The sequence below is a fragment of the Alteromonas sp. KUL49 genome (assembly GCF_006538345.1).
GTDB lineage: Bacteria > Pseudomonadota > Gammaproteobacteria > Enterobacterales > Alteromonadaceae > Alteromonas.
The window spans coordinates 274,565-290,188 of sequence record NZ_BJKL01000005.1 but is presented as its reverse complement, the minus strand read 5'-3'; the positions used below and the strand labels follow the sequence as shown (position 1 = coordinate 290,188).

The 15,624-nt window shown below is 43.5% G+C and carries 12 protein-coding genes; 4 read left to right on the top strand and 8 right to left on the bottom strand.

Annotated features, from left to right (window positions below; translation table 11 throughout):
* Positions 1-7 precede the first annotated feature (7 nt).
* The 4 genes from lspA to murJ form a co-directional block, all read right to left on the bottom strand.
* Positions 8-526, bottom strand: a complete 519-nt coding sequence (gene lspA, locus EYS00_RS11075; protein WP_130636600.1) for a signal peptidase II — start codon at positions 524-526, stop codon at positions 8-10.
* A complete protein-coding gene (gene ileS / locus EYS00_RS11070) occupies positions 519-3,338 on the bottom strand; it encodes an isoleucine--tRNA ligase (RefSeq protein ID WP_130636599.1) in 2,820 nt (939 codons plus the stop codon). Before ileS ends, lspA begins: the two co-directional genes overlap by 8 nt.
* A gap of 121 nt (positions 3,339-3,459) precedes the next feature.
* A complete protein-coding gene (ribF, locus tag EYS00_RS11065; RefSeq protein ID WP_130636598.1) occupies positions 3,460-4,377 on the bottom strand; it encodes a bifunctional riboflavin kinase/FAD synthetase in 918 nt (305 codons plus the stop codon).
* 85 nt (positions 4,378-4,462) lie between these two features.
* The gene (murJ, locus tag EYS00_RS11060; RefSeq protein WP_130636597.1) at positions 4,463-6,022 is read right to left on the bottom strand and encodes a murein biosynthesis integral membrane protein MurJ; all 1,560 of its coding nucleotides are present in this window, start codon (positions 6,020-6,022) and stop codon (positions 4,463-4,465) included.
* A gap of 323 nt (positions 6,023-6,345) precedes the next feature.
* Between murJ and rpsT the strand changes: the two genes are divergently transcribed.
* Together rpsT and EYS00_RS11050 are read left to right on the top strand one after the other, a co-directional pair.
* Positions 6,346-6,606: a 30S ribosomal protein S20 gene (gene rpsT / locus EYS00_RS11055; RefSeq protein ID WP_130636596.1), complete on the top strand. Its 261-nt coding sequence runs from the start codon at positions 6,346-6,348 to the stop codon at positions 6,604-6,606.
* A 157-nt stretch (positions 6,607-6,763) separates the two neighbouring features.
* Positions 6,764-7,918, top strand: coding sequence for a substrate-binding domain-containing protein (locus tag EYS00_RS11050; protein ID WP_130636595.1), 1,155 nt, complete (start codon positions 6,764-6,766; stop codon positions 7,916-7,918).
* Positions 7,919-8,033: 115 nt separating this feature from the next.
* Here the strand turns inward: EYS00_RS11050 and EYS00_RS11045 are convergent, their stop codons facing one another.
* From EYS00_RS11045 to EYS00_RS11040, 3 genes are all read right to left on the bottom strand, one after another.
* Positions 8,034-8,786 carry an SDR family oxidoreductase gene (locus EYS00_RS11045; RefSeq protein WP_130636594.1) on the bottom strand — a complete coding sequence of 251 codons (753 nt, stop codon included), beginning with the start codon at positions 8,784-8,786 and terminating at the stop codon, positions 8,034-8,036.
* A gap of 108 nt (positions 8,787-8,894) precedes the next feature.
* Complete coding sequence (locus EYS00_RS20955; RefSeq protein ID WP_258313027.1) at positions 8,895-9,026, bottom strand: hypothetical protein; 132 nt, start codon at positions 9,024-9,026, stop codon at positions 8,895-8,897.
* Positions 9,027-9,080: 54 nt separating this feature from the next.
* The gene (locus EYS00_RS11040) at positions 9,081-11,114 is read right to left on the bottom strand and encodes a hypothetical protein (RefSeq protein ID WP_130636593.1); all 2,034 of its coding nucleotides are present in this window, start codon (positions 11,112-11,114) and stop codon (positions 9,081-9,083) included.
* A gap of 259 nt (positions 11,115-11,373) precedes the next feature.
* Here EYS00_RS11040 and EYS00_RS11035 point away from each other — a divergent pair, with 259 nt between their 5' ends.
* Positions 11,374-12,174: a UDP-2,3-diacylglucosamine diphosphatase gene (locus tag EYS00_RS11035; RefSeq protein WP_130636592.1), complete on the top strand. Its 801-nt coding sequence runs from the start codon at positions 11,374-11,376 to the stop codon at positions 12,172-12,174.
* Positions 12,175-12,300: 126 nt separating this feature from the next.
* A complete protein-coding gene (locus EYS00_RS11030) occupies positions 12,301-14,019 on the top strand; it encodes a lysophospholipid acyltransferase family protein (protein ID WP_130636591.1) in 1,719 nt (572 codons plus the stop codon).
* Between the two features lie 76 nt (positions 14,020-14,095).
* Here the strand turns inward: EYS00_RS11030 and dapE are convergent, their stop codons facing one another.
* Positions 14,096-15,271 carry a succinyl-diaminopimelate desuccinylase gene (dapE, locus tag EYS00_RS11025; RefSeq protein ID WP_130636590.1) on the bottom strand — a complete coding sequence of 392 codons (1,176 nt, stop codon included), beginning with the start codon at positions 15,269-15,271 and terminating at the stop codon, positions 14,096-14,098.
* Positions 15,272-15,624 lie beyond the last annotated feature (353 nt).

Sequence of the window (15,624 nt, the reverse complement as noted above, 5' to 3'; positions counted from 1 at the left end):
CTCGCTACTACTCGCTATGTTCTTCTGTTGCCGATTTTTTACTGGAATCACCATTGAGGAACATGTCTAAAATCAAAAGGGCTGCGCCAATAAAAATAGCGCTGTCAGCTATATTAAACGCTGGAAAATGCCAATTGTTCACATAGAAATCTAAAAAATCGATCACATAGCCATACACGAGGCGATCATATACATTGCCGAGTGCGCCTCCTAATATAAAGGCGAAGGCTATCGGCAACATTTTTTGCGACTTAGGCGACTGTTTTAGCCACCATAAAATGACCACACTCACCACAACGGCAATGCCGGTAAAAAACCAACGCTGCCACCCGCCGGCATCATTCAAGAAACTAAACGCTGCGCCATAGTTATGCACATGAGTAAAGTTAAAGAAAGGAAGAATTTGAATCGACTGAAACAAATTCATATTCTCAATAACTGTCTGTTTACTCCATTGGTCCAGCACAAAAGCTACGAGGCTTATCCACAGAAATCGAAGTCCAGTGTCGGTAAACAGTTTACGCATATTGACGGGTTTCCCCTTCGCCTTCTACGTTAGTCACACAGCGGCCACAAAGTTCTGGATGGTCAGAATTACTACCAACATCTTCTCTGTGGTGCCAACAGCGAACACACTTGTCGCCCGATGCCTTAGAAACGCTCAGCCACAAACCTTCAACGTCAGTTTCGCTCGCACTTTCAGGCGCAGCATCAGTCTTTTGCAAGTCAACGGCAGAAGTAATCAACACGAAACGAAGTTCGTCTTCCAGTTTAGCCAAGGTATTGAATAGGTCTTCTTTCGCGAACAAAGTAATTTTCGCTTCAAGTGAACCACCCAATTCGCCCTCTTTACGAGCCTGCTCCATCGCTTGGTTTGCAGCATCCTTAACGCTCAAAACAGTGTGCCAAAAGTCATCGTTAAAGCTTTCTGATTGTGTGAAGCTTTCAAGACCGTCGTACCATGCTTCGGTAAACACAAACTCGCTGCGTTCACCCGGTAACGCTTCCCAGATTTCCTGGGCAGTAAAGCTGGTGATAGGCGCCATCCAACGAACAAGGGCCTCAACAATATGATAAAGCGCAGTTTGGCAAGAGCGACGGGCAACACTGTCAGCTTTTGCGGTGTACTGTCTATCTTTAATAACATCCAGATAGAAAGCACCCAACTCAATTGAACAGAAGTGAGTCAGCTTTTGAGTAACAACCAGCAAATCGTATTTTTCATAAGCTTCTACAAGTTCGGACTGAAGCGCTTTAGCGCGAGATACAATCCAACGGTCAAGCGCAACCATTTCGCTTTCATCTAATGCGTCTTGCGGCTCAAAACCATTCAGATTAGCCAGTAAGAATCGTGCTGTATTACGCAATCGACGATATGAATCTGCTGCGCGTTTCAAAATTTCATCAGACACCGCAATTTCACCGCGGTAGTCAGTAGATGCTACCCATAAACGCAGAATGTCGGCACCTAGCTTGTTGGTCACCTCTTGCGGTGCAACCACATTACCCACCGACTTGGACATCTTTCTACCGTGCTGGTCAACAGTAAAGCCGTGTGTTAACACTTCTTTATATGGTGCATGGCCGTGCATAGCGGTTGAAGACATAAGAGAAGACATAAACCAACCGCGATGCTGGTCTGAACCTTCTAAATACAAATCAGCACTTGCTGGAATATCATCACGACGATCAACCACAAAGTAGTGGGTTACGCCAGAATCAAACCAAACGTCTAGCGTGTCTGTCACTTTGTCATAGTGTGCCGCTTCATCACCCAGCAACACACTGTCCTCGATATCCCACCATGCTTGAATACCTACTTTTTCAACTTCTAGAGCAACTTGCTCCATAAGCTCAGCAGACTTTGGATGAATCTCACCGGTGAGCTTATGTACGTATAGTGGAATAGGTACACCCCACGTACGTTGACGAGAGATACACCAATCAGGGCGCCCTTCAACCATTTTTTCAATGCGGTTCTGCCCCCAATCAGGGATCCATTTGGTTTGCTCAATTTGCTTTAATGACTCATCACGAAGGCCGTTTTTATCCATGCTGACAAACCACTGAGGAGTGGCGCGGAAGATGATCGGCGTTTTATGACGCCAGCAATGAGGATAGCTGTGTTCGTACTTTTCATTGAGTACAAGGTTACCGTGCTCTTTTACCGTGTCCACAATGGTGTCGTTGGCTTTAAATACAAATTGGCCTGCGAATAGCGGCGTATTTTCTAGATATACACCGTTATTGCCCACAGGGTTGTAGACTTCGATGTCGTACTCTTTACCTACATTAAAATCGTCAACACCATGAGCAGGTGCCGTATGTACACAACCAGTACCAGACTCAGTAGTAACGTGCTCGCCTAAGATGAGTGGCACTTGAAGGTCTAAAAACGGATGATTAACTTTTGTTAGCTCGAGAGATTTACCCACACACTCTGCGATCTCAGTGTATTCCTCAACGCCGTAACGAGACATACAACTCTCAAGTAAGTCTTTGGCAACAATCAACCATTCTGAACGTTCTGGTACGTCCACGATACTGTAAGTTAGTTCTGGGTGAAGACTAATTGCTCGGTTGGCCGGTAGGGTCCAAGGAGTAGTTGTCCAAATAACCACACCGGCCTTATTGGCTTCTAAATCTGTAGCTTCAACGCCGAACGCTTTTGCAATTGCTTCTAAATCTGCCACAGGAAACTTAACATCAATGGCAGGCGATACTTTGTCTTTGTATTCAACTTCAGCTTCAGCCAAGGCTGATCCACAGTCAGTACACCAGTGGACTGGTTTAAAGCCTTTCTCTAGGTGTCCAGAATCTACAATTTTGCCCAAGGCACGAATGATGTCTGCCTCAGATTGAAAATCCATGGTTTTGTAGGGGTTTTCCCAGTCACCGAATACGCCGATACGCTTGAAGTCAGCCATTTGGCCATCAACTTGCTTTTGGGCATAGTCGCGACATTTCTGGCGAAACTCAGCGGCGGTAACCTTTTTACCGGGCTTACCGACCTTCTTTTCCACCATCAATTCAATGGGAAGACCGTGACAATCCCAACCAGGAACGTATGGCGCATCGAAGTCTGATAGGGTTTTAGACTTTACTATAATGTCTTTAAGAATTTTATTTACGGCGTGACCAATGTGAATGTTTCCGTTGGCATACGGAGGGCCATCATGAAGAATAAAAGGCTTTTTACCTTTTTTCGCTTCACGAATTTTTGAATATACCTTTTTCTCCTGCCATGCCTTTAGCATTTGTGGCTCGCGTTTAGCGAGGTTACCGCGCATAGGAAACGCAGTTTCAGGAAGGTTCAGTGTGGCTTTGTAATCACTCATAAAATTGTATTATCCATTCACCTTGATTAATACCCAATGCGTGTTGCATTAATAAGGCATGTATTGGTCAAATCGTCGATATTGGGTGCAAACTCTATCATGTTGTTTATACAGTTACCTGTTAAAAACACGCTCTTGCTTGGTCTGCGTCCCGTTGAATTTGTATCTTTAGTGCCTCAAAAGAAGCAAATTTTTGCTCGTCGCGAATTTTCGCCACGGGCATCACTTTAATTGGCTTGCCGTACAGGTCGCTTTTCAAGTCGAAAATATGCACTTCTAACTGATTGCGAACACCGTTTAACGTGGGACGAGTACCGATATTCGCGACACCTTTATAAAAAGTACCATCGATGTCTACGCGAACTGCAAACACGCCATGTAGTGGCGCTCTGCAACGCTTAAGCATAACGTTGGCTGTGGGAAAACCTATGGTCCGCCCTTTTTTCTCTCCATGTACCACTCGCCCTTGAATGGCAAATGGCCGCCCGAGCATTTCTTCGGCTAACTTAAAGTCGCTGTCTTGCAATGCTTCACGCACCGCCGTTGAACTGATTCGATGCTCGTGCATACGAAAACTCTGAGTGCTTACCACCTCAAAGCCATACTGTTTGCCCGCCGCTTGAAGCATGGCAAAGTCGCCCGCGCGATTTTTTCCAAACCTAAAGTCATCGCCCACAACTAAAAATTTGACTCCGAGCTTTTGTACAAGCCAATGTTGAACAAACTCGTCTGCACTCTGAGAAGCAAAATCAGCATTGAAGCTTACCGCAAGTAAGCGATTAACACCCTGCTCTTTTAGTTGCTCGTATTTATCGCGAAGCGGGCTTAAACGCGCAGGTGCTTTAGTTGGCACAAAGAATTCTTCGGGCTGAGGCTCAAATACCATCACTGTGGCTGGCAACGAAAGCGCTGCGGCCTTATCGATTACATTCTTGAGAACGGCCTGATGTCCTTTGTGCACACCATCAAATTTACCAATAGTGAGCACACACCCATTATGCTGGGGTTTGACATTGTTTAGCCCACGGATAAATTCCACGAAATTAGACCGCCTGTAAGGTACACAAAAATTTAAAGCTCGCGATTATAAACGACACGCGTTGGAATACCAATATCAACACACGTTATTCCGCGCTACTTCGAAAATGTCTAGGGCGAGCGCCAAACAATGCCATGGTAAACACAAAAACACCGACCGCCATAACAATAGTGGTTGCCACTTGGGAAATTTGCTCGACTAAGGTGTAGTGGAAAAACTTATCACCAACATCAAAGTATACTATTACCGCTCCCATCGCTGTTGAAGCCATTAAAATACGCAGAATAAACAATAGTGACATTTTACTCAGTGCAAACACACCTTGCTTATGTAAAGCGAAATACAAAAGGCCTGCATTTAGTGTGGCAGACAAGCTCGTTGCGGTCGCTAAACCGATGTACCCAAAAGGAACCGCCAGCAACAAATTAAACACCATATTGGCGGCCATACACCATATTCCGAACTTGACAGGTGTTTTTGTATCTTGTCGTGAGTAAAAGCCTGGCGCTAACACCTTAACCAGCATAAAACTCAGCAATCCAAAAGCGTATGCGGTAAGTGAATACGACGCCATTACTGCGGTTTCTTGAGTGAATGCACCGCGCTGGAAAATGACAGTTAGAATAGGTTTTGCCATCAAACCTAGCCCCAACGCCGCAGGGATCCCAAGCAGGCATACCATACGAAATGCCCAATCAATGTTGGCCGAAAACGCCTTGGGGTTATTCGCCACATGGTTTCTAGAAAGGGTTGGTAGAATAACGGTTGCAATCGCGATACCAAACAACCCTAACGGAAATTCTAATAGGCGGTCAGAATAGTAAAGCCAGCTAATTGACCCGGTAACTAGAAAGCTCGCGATTAATGTGTCGAACAATAGATTAATTTGTCCCACCGACACACCAAATAATGCCGGTATCATCAAAGTCCGTACTTTAACCACATTAGGGTCATTCCAACCCCATTTGGGTTTAACGAGTAGACCAGCCCGATACAAAAAAGGGAGTTGGAAAATTAGCTGTACAAAACCGCCAATGAACACTCCCCACGCTAGGGCATAGGCAGGCTGCTCGAAGGTATCCGCCATCACAATGGCGCAAGAGATAATACAAACGTTGAGAAGCACAGGAGTGAATGCGGCAACCGCAAACTGATTGAGCGTGTTAAGTATGGCACCAGACAACCCAACCAATGAAATGAAAGCTAAGTAGGGAAAGGTTATCTTAAGCATGGTGGAAGCTAATAAGTATTTGTCGCCATCAGGGCTACCTTGTAGCCATTCGATAAACCAGCCAGCACCAAATAGTGCACTTAATACCGGAGAGGCGATAACACCAATGAATGAAGTTACAAACACGAGTGCGCCTAAAGTGCCCGAAATTTTGGCTATAAAGCTTTTAAGCTCTGTTTCATTCCCCTTCTGGTGAACCTCGGTAAGCACCGGGATAAATGCTTGAGCGAATGCTCCCTCAGCAAACAGACGTCTTAAAAAGTTGGGAATTTTATTAGCAAAGAAAAATACATCGGCAGCGGCACCATCGCCCATTAACCTTGCAACAACAACATCTCTCACCAAACCGAGAACGCGAGAAAGGAGTGTCATCACACTTACGATCATGCCTGATTTTATTAACTTCCGTGACACTCAAATATTCCTGAAAAACGTCTTAACACTTTATTTCTCTGCATGATATCTGATGGTCGGAATACTGGAAATGATAAATGCCAAATAAACGCAACTTATTCAGTTTATTTCATTGAAAAGAGCATGCACTTGCCTATATTCCTTGCTATAATCCCGCGCCAGTGTTGGGGCACAGCAAATTACACCTGTGACTGCTTATCATCATTCGCTTTTAGATAGTTAACGGTATTTGCGTTTAACGCATAAATCGTTTGACATTTGGACGCCAGATAGGCAAAATCCGCACCCTCTTTTTGACATGAATATATTTTGGGAGTTACACCTTGGCTAACATTAAGTCTGCTAAGAAACGTGCAATTCAAGCCGAAAAGCGTCGTCAGCATAACGCTAGCCGTCGCTCCATGACTCGTACAAGCATCAAAAAAGTTGTAGCAGCTATCGCTTCTGGCGACAAAGAAGGCGCGCAAGCAGCATTCGCAGCAGCTACTCCGATTCTTGACAGAATGGCAACCAAAGGTTTGATTCACAAGAACAAAGCTGCTCGCCACAAGAGCCGCCTAGCTGCTCAAATTAAAGCTCTTTAATTTGAATTGCAGTTAAAAAACGCGCCCAAGGGCGCTTTTTTTGTACCTGAAAATCACTGGTACTTTTCTTGTACTTCACGCTTAGCAACCCCATGTTCCTGTAAATCAATTCGCAGCTGTACTATGCTTTATCGCATACGAAAAGAAGTGCGAACGAATGTATAGCCGTAAATTTTTGATTAAACCACCGAGTAGTAGTTCAAATCAAATGAGCAGACTGTGTGCTTTTGGCCGTTTGCCAATATTCCTTGGGTTGGTTCTTTTAACGCAATTTGCGGCAGCTTCACAACGGTGTGAAGTACCAAAAGAGTCGGTCAATATTTTGATGTTTATGCCCGATGAGCGCAGAGGCAGCTTTTGGCTAGCGGCCAACCATTTTGCCAAAGCGGTTGCAAGTGACTTCGGAATTAGCTTGAGGGTGGTTGAAGTAGAAGAGCCTGAAAACAACCGAGTAGCCTTTGAAAGCTTGGTTAAGCGCGCACTTGGGAATACTTCTTACGAACAACCTGATTTCATTATTTCAATGCTGTACGGAGGCGGAGAACTTTCTCAACTCTCTCTGTTTAATCAACACAATATCCCCTTCATTACTATCAATAGCAGTTTAGATAAACGAACATTGCAATTGATGGAGCATCCGCGAGAGCAATTTGTGAACTGGATTGCGCATATGTCGCCCAATGAGAGATTAGCCGGAAAGCAGATAGTAGATGCGTTAACCGTAGATGCCAATTTCAAGCAATTGGCTATTATAGGCGGATATACTCACTCCAGCGTGAATAACCATCGTATAATGGGAGCCATAGAGCGAGCTCAACAAATTGGCTTATCGGTAGTACCGCCTGTGTATACAAACTGGACTAAGGCTGAGAGTATGAAAGCTGCCAATGCTTTGCTGCGAAGAGCACCCGATTTCGACTTGCTGTTAACCATAGGTCCCGATATAGCAGCTGGCTCAATTGAAGTTATGCAAAGCGCTGGGAAGAACGTCACCGTCGGAAGTTTCGATTGGGCTGCTAGTAATGTCAATTTAGTTGAACGAGGGTTGCTTGAAGCCAGTTTGGGCGGTCATTTTATGGAAGCTGGATGGGCAATGATTTTAGCCTATGATTATTTACACGGCCTAGACTTTATTGATGAAACCGGCCCCTTGATTGATACTGAATTGGGGCTTTTGAATGCACATAATGTTGCTAACATTTCCCCCCTAATTGCAGAACACAAATGGCAAAATATTGATTTTAAAGTCTATTCGAAATGTGTGAATTCGGTCTTAATTCATTATGATTTTTCACTGCTACAAGAGAACTGAATGAGTCAACGTATAATATGATGCGCCTATAATTATCCTGAGCTGTAACCAGCTACAAGTTTATCGTAGGAGTAAGTTTCCCCACTCCCACTACACCCATCAACTTATCGACGATCTAACTCATTCCTCTAAGCTGTCTGGCTGGTAGTATTCTCAAAATCCAATGAAGAACAACCCATGGATAAGAAGGGACATAGGCATTCGCTTTTTCTTTTTCAATCGCGTTGACTATGGCACGACAACCAACCTCGGTATCCACAATAAAGGGCACTTTTTCCACTTCTACATTAATCTCACTGCGTATAAACCCTGGGTGAATACAACTAACCTTTATAGGGGTATTCATAACGTCGATTCGAATACCTTCTGTCATTGACGTCAAACCGGCTTTAGTAGCAGCATATACGGTAAGCGCCCGTCGGAACCCTCGTACTGCACTGATAGATGATATAGTGACCAAGTGTCCTGAGTTTTGCGCTCTAAAAATCCCCATTGCAGCTTCACATTGGGCAAGCGCTGCCACAAAGTTTGTCTCAGCAGTTTGCTTGTTAGCAGCAAAATGCCCAGTACCAACTGACGCGCCTTTCCCCATACCCGCATTAACAATAACTCGATCTAAGCTACCCAGTTCATTTTTAAAGTAGTCAAAAACTTTGAAAACCTCATCGTGATCATTCACGTCTAGGCTATGAATACACACGTGAATCGATGGGTTTATCGCTAAAAGTTCCTCACGTAACGTCTCCAAGCGATCAATGCGTCTAGCACACAAGGCTAAGTTTCTTCCTTTCTTTGCGAACTGAATCGCCATTTCACGCCCCAAGCCTGAACTTGCGCCAGTAATAAGAATGTTCTTTCTTGCAACCATACTTTCTGCCTTTGTAGGAATATACTTTTTATAACGCTAAAACATATACATACAGTTTACATTAATGAAACATAAAAGCACCTTTGCAGTGTAAAGCCTCAGGAACTACTAATTCTGGAAAGAAAGCGCCATTGCATCGGTATTTTCAACAACTCTCTCGCCATTAAACACTTGATGCCCATTCACGAATGTTGAAAGTATCTTATGGTGAAAGGTAGTACCTTCAAATTCTATACACACAAAAAACGCCTCTACAAGAGGCGCTTTTTAAGCTGAAAAAAATAAATGAATAGATTATTGGACCGGTAATGTAAGGGTACCGACACCAGGCTCGCCATCTTTAGTTAGGTACTCATAAGTAAACGATATAGTGTTCACATCTGTAGCTGTATTGTCACCAATATATACCGACGTACTGAAAGGGTAGACTAGCTTGCCCGTCTCTAATACTGTACCGCGAATGTAGTTGATGTAGTACTCTCGGGAAATGTTTTCATTTAGAGCGGATTTCAATGCAATCCGCGATGATGTACGTACGTTTCCATCACTAACTACTTCAATCGTTCTAGAGAAGGTTCTTGTCGCGCCGTCTTCAAAATACTCAAACATTCGAATAGTTAAATATTCTAGAGATTCAATTGATGCTGGGAATATAAACAAAGCCGTATCATCCCGCTCAAATGCCGTATTTGGTTCTCCCGCAGTATTTTCGCTAACGATTATCCCACCGTTGGAGTAGAAGTTCTCATTATCGACAATCACATCATTAATATCAAAAACGACAGTTTCGTCTTCTGGGGTGGTAAAAGTAAGTTCGTCACTATTTAGGTCAACTTCAATACCATCTGACAGTGCTGAAACGCTACCTATTTCATAATTATATTGCGTATTTGCTAAGAGTTCTTCATCTGGTGAAACAGTGAACTTAATATCACCTAGCTCAGAAGTCACAGATACATCCACCGAAACTTCGACACGATCAATCTGAGTAGTTCCTGATGGGATAGCATCTGTGTTAGACGCATTACCGGGAGTTACCGTATAAGTGTTGTAAGTCAGCGCCACTTCCGCCTCGTCAAGCATTACAGGCTCCGAATAATAGACTTCATAACTGAAATCAGTCTTTAGAAAGTCAGTAACAAATTCAAGATCTGATGACGGTGGAACATCCCTTGCTTCCAGCACTATAGTGAATTCTTCAACATCTGGTAATTCAAAATATGAGTTAGAACTGAATCCCGACGCACTGACTTCTAAGCTTGTTTCACCAGTTCTACTATTCGTTCTTGAATATATTGATACGACTCCTGAAGAATACGTAACTTCATCTTGCACGAATGAGGCCATCTCAATTCTAATACCTCCATCAAATGGAACCACTAGGTTATGAGTACCATTTTCTGCATCGTATTCAAAATTAACTACCTCGTCACCGTCTTCAAAATTGAAGATTGCATCCTCTAATGGATCACCATTTCCGTCGAGTAATAATAAAGAAATAGATTTCTCAGGAAGTTCTGGTTCCTCTACTTCTGGGCGCTCTGACAGAACAAGTGTTGCATCTGCCTCTAATCTATTAGCGGAACGAATATGAAGAAGCGATCCGGATGTGTAGCTATAGAAACTGCTAGAATCGATTACCAAGTCTCCTATGCCATCGCTATCGAAATCAATGCTAGCGGTTAGTTCGACATTGAGGTGGCGAGGAAGTGTAATTTCATACATTCCAGTGTCATCGTTAAAGCTAGAGGTGTGAATATAATCATAGTATTCACTGATTGAGTAGCCAGAAAACGAAGAACCTGAAAACGACAAGCCTGAAATTGGCTCACCTGTCAGAGAGTCAGTTACACTAAATGCAATGTCAACTGGCTCTGAAACTTCTAACAAACCAATATCACGATATGCCGTTCCCTCTTCCAGCGACATAGTGCTCAAAAAGAATGCTCGGGTCATTAAGCTGTTATCGATAGAATAGACTTCAATGACCAAATCAGAACTTGGCGGAAGGGATTCAATTTCTAGCACACCATCGACAATTTCAACCTCGGCTAAAACATCATCGCCACGAAGTACTTTCGCCATTGCACTTGTCACAGGCATCTCGCTATTCGCATCAATGACCAGAGCTCTGACAGTAACACTTGCTTCTTGATTGTCGTTATCGATTTGCTCATTCAGCAAATCATTCTGTTGTTGAAGAAGCTCGTTCTGCGCTTGTAAGGCAGCTGCGACCTCTCTGTTAGAGTCGTCGTCAACCTCAATACAACCTGTGAGGGCAAACGAGATGGCGAGAGGTAGTACTGCGTACTTGTGGTTAAGTTTCATAACACTTCCTTAGTCAGTTACATACAAAAAACTAGTCAACAACAAGGAAGCAACACAATATTGAGGATAGGGAGTAGCGACTTTGATTCCCTGAAAGAAAATTGTGCATCCTTGCAATAAATCAGAATACACAAATATGTAGGTTTGTTCATTAATATTTCTTGAACAAATATGTCATACGAACGTCAAGGCTTCGTCACTCAACTGTCAATTTGCCAACTTATATTGGCGTTCCAAGGCAACGCTTTGGACACAGCTAATGAAAAAGACACACTATCGCACGCTATGGTTATCTGACATTCATCTTGGCAATAAAGATTGTAAAGCTGAATACCTTCTATCATTTCTCGAAAATGTAACAGTAGATACGCTTTACTTGGTTGGCGACATCGTTGATATGTGGCAAATGACCAAACAATTTCGTTGGCCTGAAACGCATAACAGAGTCATGCATAAAATCATGCAAATAAGTCAGAACGGTACCAAAGTTGTTTACCTACCGGGAAATCATGATGAGCCTTTGCAGTCGTATAGTGGCATGGCCTTTGGCGATGTTGATATTAAACGTGAGCTAATACACACCACCTTACAAGGTAAACGTTACTTGGTTCTTCACGGGGATCAATTTGACGGAGACGTTACATTGGGTAAGTTTGAAGCTTGGTTGGGCGACAAGGGCTACGACTTACTGTTATTTTTGAATCGCTGGTATAACCGTTTTCTTGCTTGGCGTAAAAAAGAGTACTGGTCACTCGCCGGCTACATAAAAAAACACATTAAAGGCGCAAACGACGCGATTGCTCGATACCGTATCGCCTGCTGCAAACGTGCGGCAGAAATGGAGTTAGACGGTGTGATCTGCGGCCATATTCACCATCCAGAAATGACCCTAGAAAACGGTATAGAGTATATTAACGATGGTGACTGGATGGAAAACTGCAGCGCTCTGGGTGAAGATGAACAGGGCAACCTTGCACTTATTCACTGGTTAGACATTTGCAATAATCACCAGAACGTCACTGTCATCCCCTCAACATCACCTACAACAAAAGCCGCTTAATAGATTAATTGCTGCGCTCGCTACGCGTGTAACGAGCGTGCAACAGATTTGTAAAAGAAGTGACATCAAAATAGGCCAATACCGTCACATTCACTTGCTATTATTCGCCAAAAACCGAGAGTCATTATGTTCACTGTTGATGAAGTACTACATAAACACTACCCACAGGTAGCGAATAATCCATGGCTTTTTAAGTCGTTATCCTTCGTTCTTCGCCACCTACTGCATGAACGTGAAATCACTGAGTTTGGCGAAACCTACCCCCACTACGAAGACATTGATTTTGTTGAGCAGGTTCTCGAATACTTTAACATCAGTTACTCAACCCGTGACGTAGAGAAAGAGCGCATTCCCACCGAAGGCCGCGTTGTTATCATTGCTAATCACCCTATTGGCTCTCTCGATGCATTAGCTCTCATTAAATTGGTAAGTGAAGTGAGACACGATCTAAAAGTCGTTGCCAACCAAATGTTGATGGCTATTGAGCCGCTACACGATATGCTGCTACCAGTGAATAACATGCAGGGCGGAACACCGAAACAACACTTGGCAGATATTCAATCTCATCTGACCAATGATGGTGCCATATTAATATTCCCCGCAGGTGAAGTGTCTAGATTAAGACCGCAGGGAGTGCGCGACACTCGCTGGCACTCAGGCTTTCTGCGCATTGCTCGCTTGGCGAAGGCGCCTATTTTACCGGTATATATTGACGCCAAAAACAGCCCTCTGTTTTACGGTGTATCAATGGTATATAAACCATTGGCTACAGCGCTATTGGTGAAAGAAATGTTCAAGCAGCGCAAAAAACACCTCCCTATGAGAATAGGTGAACTAATACCCCACGGGTCATACAACACGGCAGCTATATCACTTAAGGATCAGGTTAAACTGTTTAAACGCCACTTGTATCGCATAGGACACAACAAGAAAGGAATTTTTGAAACACAAGCAGCGATAGCTCCACCCGAAGACAAAAAAGAGCTATCACGGGCGATTAAACAATGCGAGCACCTAGGTCAGACATCTGATGGGAAGTCTATTTTCTTGTATCAGCACAGCGGTTGCTCGCCCATAATGCGAGAAATAGGTCGATTACGTGAAATCGCGTTTCGTGCAGTGGGAGAAGGTACAAATAAGCGCAGAGATATTGATCAGTATGACTCTCACTACTATCACCTTGTTTTATGGGACGACAGCGACTTAGAAATTGTTGGTGCGTATCGGTTTGGCGATGCACAAATATTGAGTGACAAAGCACATCCAACCGGCCTGTACTCAGCAACGCTATTTGATTACTCAGAGAACAACCAAACCATGTTCAACAGTGGTCTGGAACTAGGTAGAAGCTTTGTCCAGCCTCGCTATTGGGGCAAACGCAGCCTTGATTATTTGTGGTTTGGTATTGGGGCATTTTTGAATCGCTATCCAAAATATCAATTCTTGTTTGGGCCTGTATCACTCAGTAACGCTTACCCAGCACCGGCAAAAGACTTGATTGTACAGTTTTATTCCACGTACTTTCCCAAACAATTCGGTGAGGCAAAGTCAAAACGCCCCTACTCGGTCTCACAAGACGTATTACATACGTTTCAAGGTAGCGACTACAAAAAGGAATTTACTCTTTTAAAGCACCTACTCGCCAACATGGGGGTGAACGTTCCAACACTTTATAAGCAATACTCTGAAGTGTGTAAAAAAGGAGGCGTTGCGTTTCTTGATTTTAATGTCGATCCAGATTTTTGTGACTGTATCGACGGTCTGGTGGTGGTAGATTTGAATCTTCTTACAGACAAGAAGCGAAAGCGATATTTAGCTGAAACATCGCTAAAAGCAACAGCGTAGTCAATTACATTGAGTGATGAGTACAACCTCATCACTCTTCACCACGCTACTTTTTATTTCAAAAATAATCATACCACTATCTGGCTTCAGCTAGCCCAATCAAAATCTCTGTATAAATATCTTCTAGGGTAAGTAAGTCTGAGATGTGAATATGTTCATTAACTTGATGAATGGTCGTATTGGGCACACCAACTTCAACCACCTGAGTTGAATCGGAGGCATAAAATCGACCGTCTGATGTACCACCAGAGGTACTAATAACAGGATACCGCCCCGTAGTATTCACAATTGCAGATTCGACGAGTTGGATTAAACACAATGAGTTTTCAGCAGGTCGGCTTAGATACGATTCGCAAGGGCGGGACCAACTGAGCGTTACATCGGGTGATACCTTTCGGATTATTGTACTAAGCAGAGATATCAGCCCCGCTTGATCAAATTGCCATGAATACCGAACGTTAAACTCAATACGTGTTTGTCCTGGCACTAAATTATCGACAAACTTACCTGTATCAAGGTGTGTAATCTGTAGGCTAGTGCCGGGAAAGTCTACACTGCCCTGGTCCCATTGATAGTGAGTTAATGCGTTTATAATCTCGCTGGCAGTATGAATGGCGTTATTACACGTATGAGGATACGCAACATGCCCTTGTTTGCCTTTTACCAATATAGTTCCAGACAGTGACCCTCTGCGCCCTACTTTGATTGTGTCTCCGGTATGCGTTGAAGCCGTAGGCTCACCAACCAAACACATGGAAAGAGCAACCCCCAAACTATCTAAGTAAGACTTTATCCATTTTGACCCATACTCCGCTTCCCCCTCTTCATCACTAGTAATGAGCCACCAAAAGGTATAGCGTGAAGCGTCTAGTTCATTTATGGCTCTCTCGAATGCCGCTAGCATTGCAGCAAGTCCAGTTTTCATATCGGCGGCACCCCGACCATACAGCCTGTTATGACTCATCACTGGAGTAAAAGGATCCGAATGCCACTTCTCTATTGGACCAGGTGGTACCACATCGGTGTGACCAGAAAAAGCTACATGGGTATCACCTTCACCCCAATGTGCCACCAAGTTACTGACACCCTCAATATTATGAATTTTGCAGATGAATCCCATTTTTTCCAATCTGTATACCAAATAGGATTGACACCCCGCATCTGTGGGTGTGATTGAGGGACGTGCCATCAATACCTCTGAAAAATAGAGACTTTTAGCCTGAGGAATTTCCGTCTTTATCGAGCTTTTCATTCTAGTTCCAATGGAGTCAAAGCACTGTCATTACAACGATTGTTCATGACAGGGGCGTAACAGAATTACGACATAGAGATGACAGGTAAAACCCTATCGCGATTTTTCTCGTATGTTTGAAAGACGGAGACTGCTATATTGATATAGAGTTACGTTTTGTAATGGGTTTATGTAGAGGACGACACTTTGCTAAAAATTATCGTTTTAATTCCTGTGTTGCTATGTTTGTTGTGGTTCGCGTACTTAAAGGCAAACCAATATTCTCTAGCGCAAGGAAAACAGGGGTTTACGTATATTCTTGTATTATCTTCAGTTATCGCTCTCTTTTACAGTCTTATGCTTTTTTTAACACA

Excerpts from the sequence above, each read along its gene's own strand:
- ileS (WP_130636599.1), bottom strand. The coding sequence starts at position 3,338 with ATGAGTGATTACAAAGCCACACTGAACCTTCCTGAAACTGCGTTTCCT.
- EYS00_RS11050 (WP_130636595.1), top strand. The coding sequence starts at position 6,764 with ATGTATAGCCGTAAATTTTTGATTAAACCACCGAGTAGTAGTTCAAAT.
- EYS00_RS11035 (WP_130636592.1), top strand. The coding sequence starts at position 11,374 with ATGAAAAAGACACACTATCGCACGCTATGGTTATCTGACATTCATCTT.
- EYS00_RS11030 (WP_130636591.1), top strand. The coding sequence starts at position 12,301 with ATGTTCACTGTTGATGAAGTACTACATAAACACTACCCACAGGTAGCG.
- lspA (WP_130636600.1), bottom strand. The coding sequence starts at position 526 with ATGCGTAAACTGTTTACCGACACTGGACTTCGATTTCTGTGGATAAGC.
- EYS00_RS11045 (WP_130636594.1), bottom strand. The coding sequence starts at position 8,786 with ATGGTTGCAAGAAAGAACATTCTTATTACTGGCGCAAGTTCAGGCTTG.
- EYS00_RS11040 (WP_130636593.1), bottom strand. The coding sequence starts at position 11,114 with ATGAAACTTAACCACAAGTACGCAGTACTACCTCTCGCCATCTCGTTT.
- dapE (WP_130636590.1), bottom strand. The coding sequence starts at position 15,271 with ATGAAAAGCTCGATAAAGACGGAAATTCCTCAGGCTAAAAGTCTCTAT.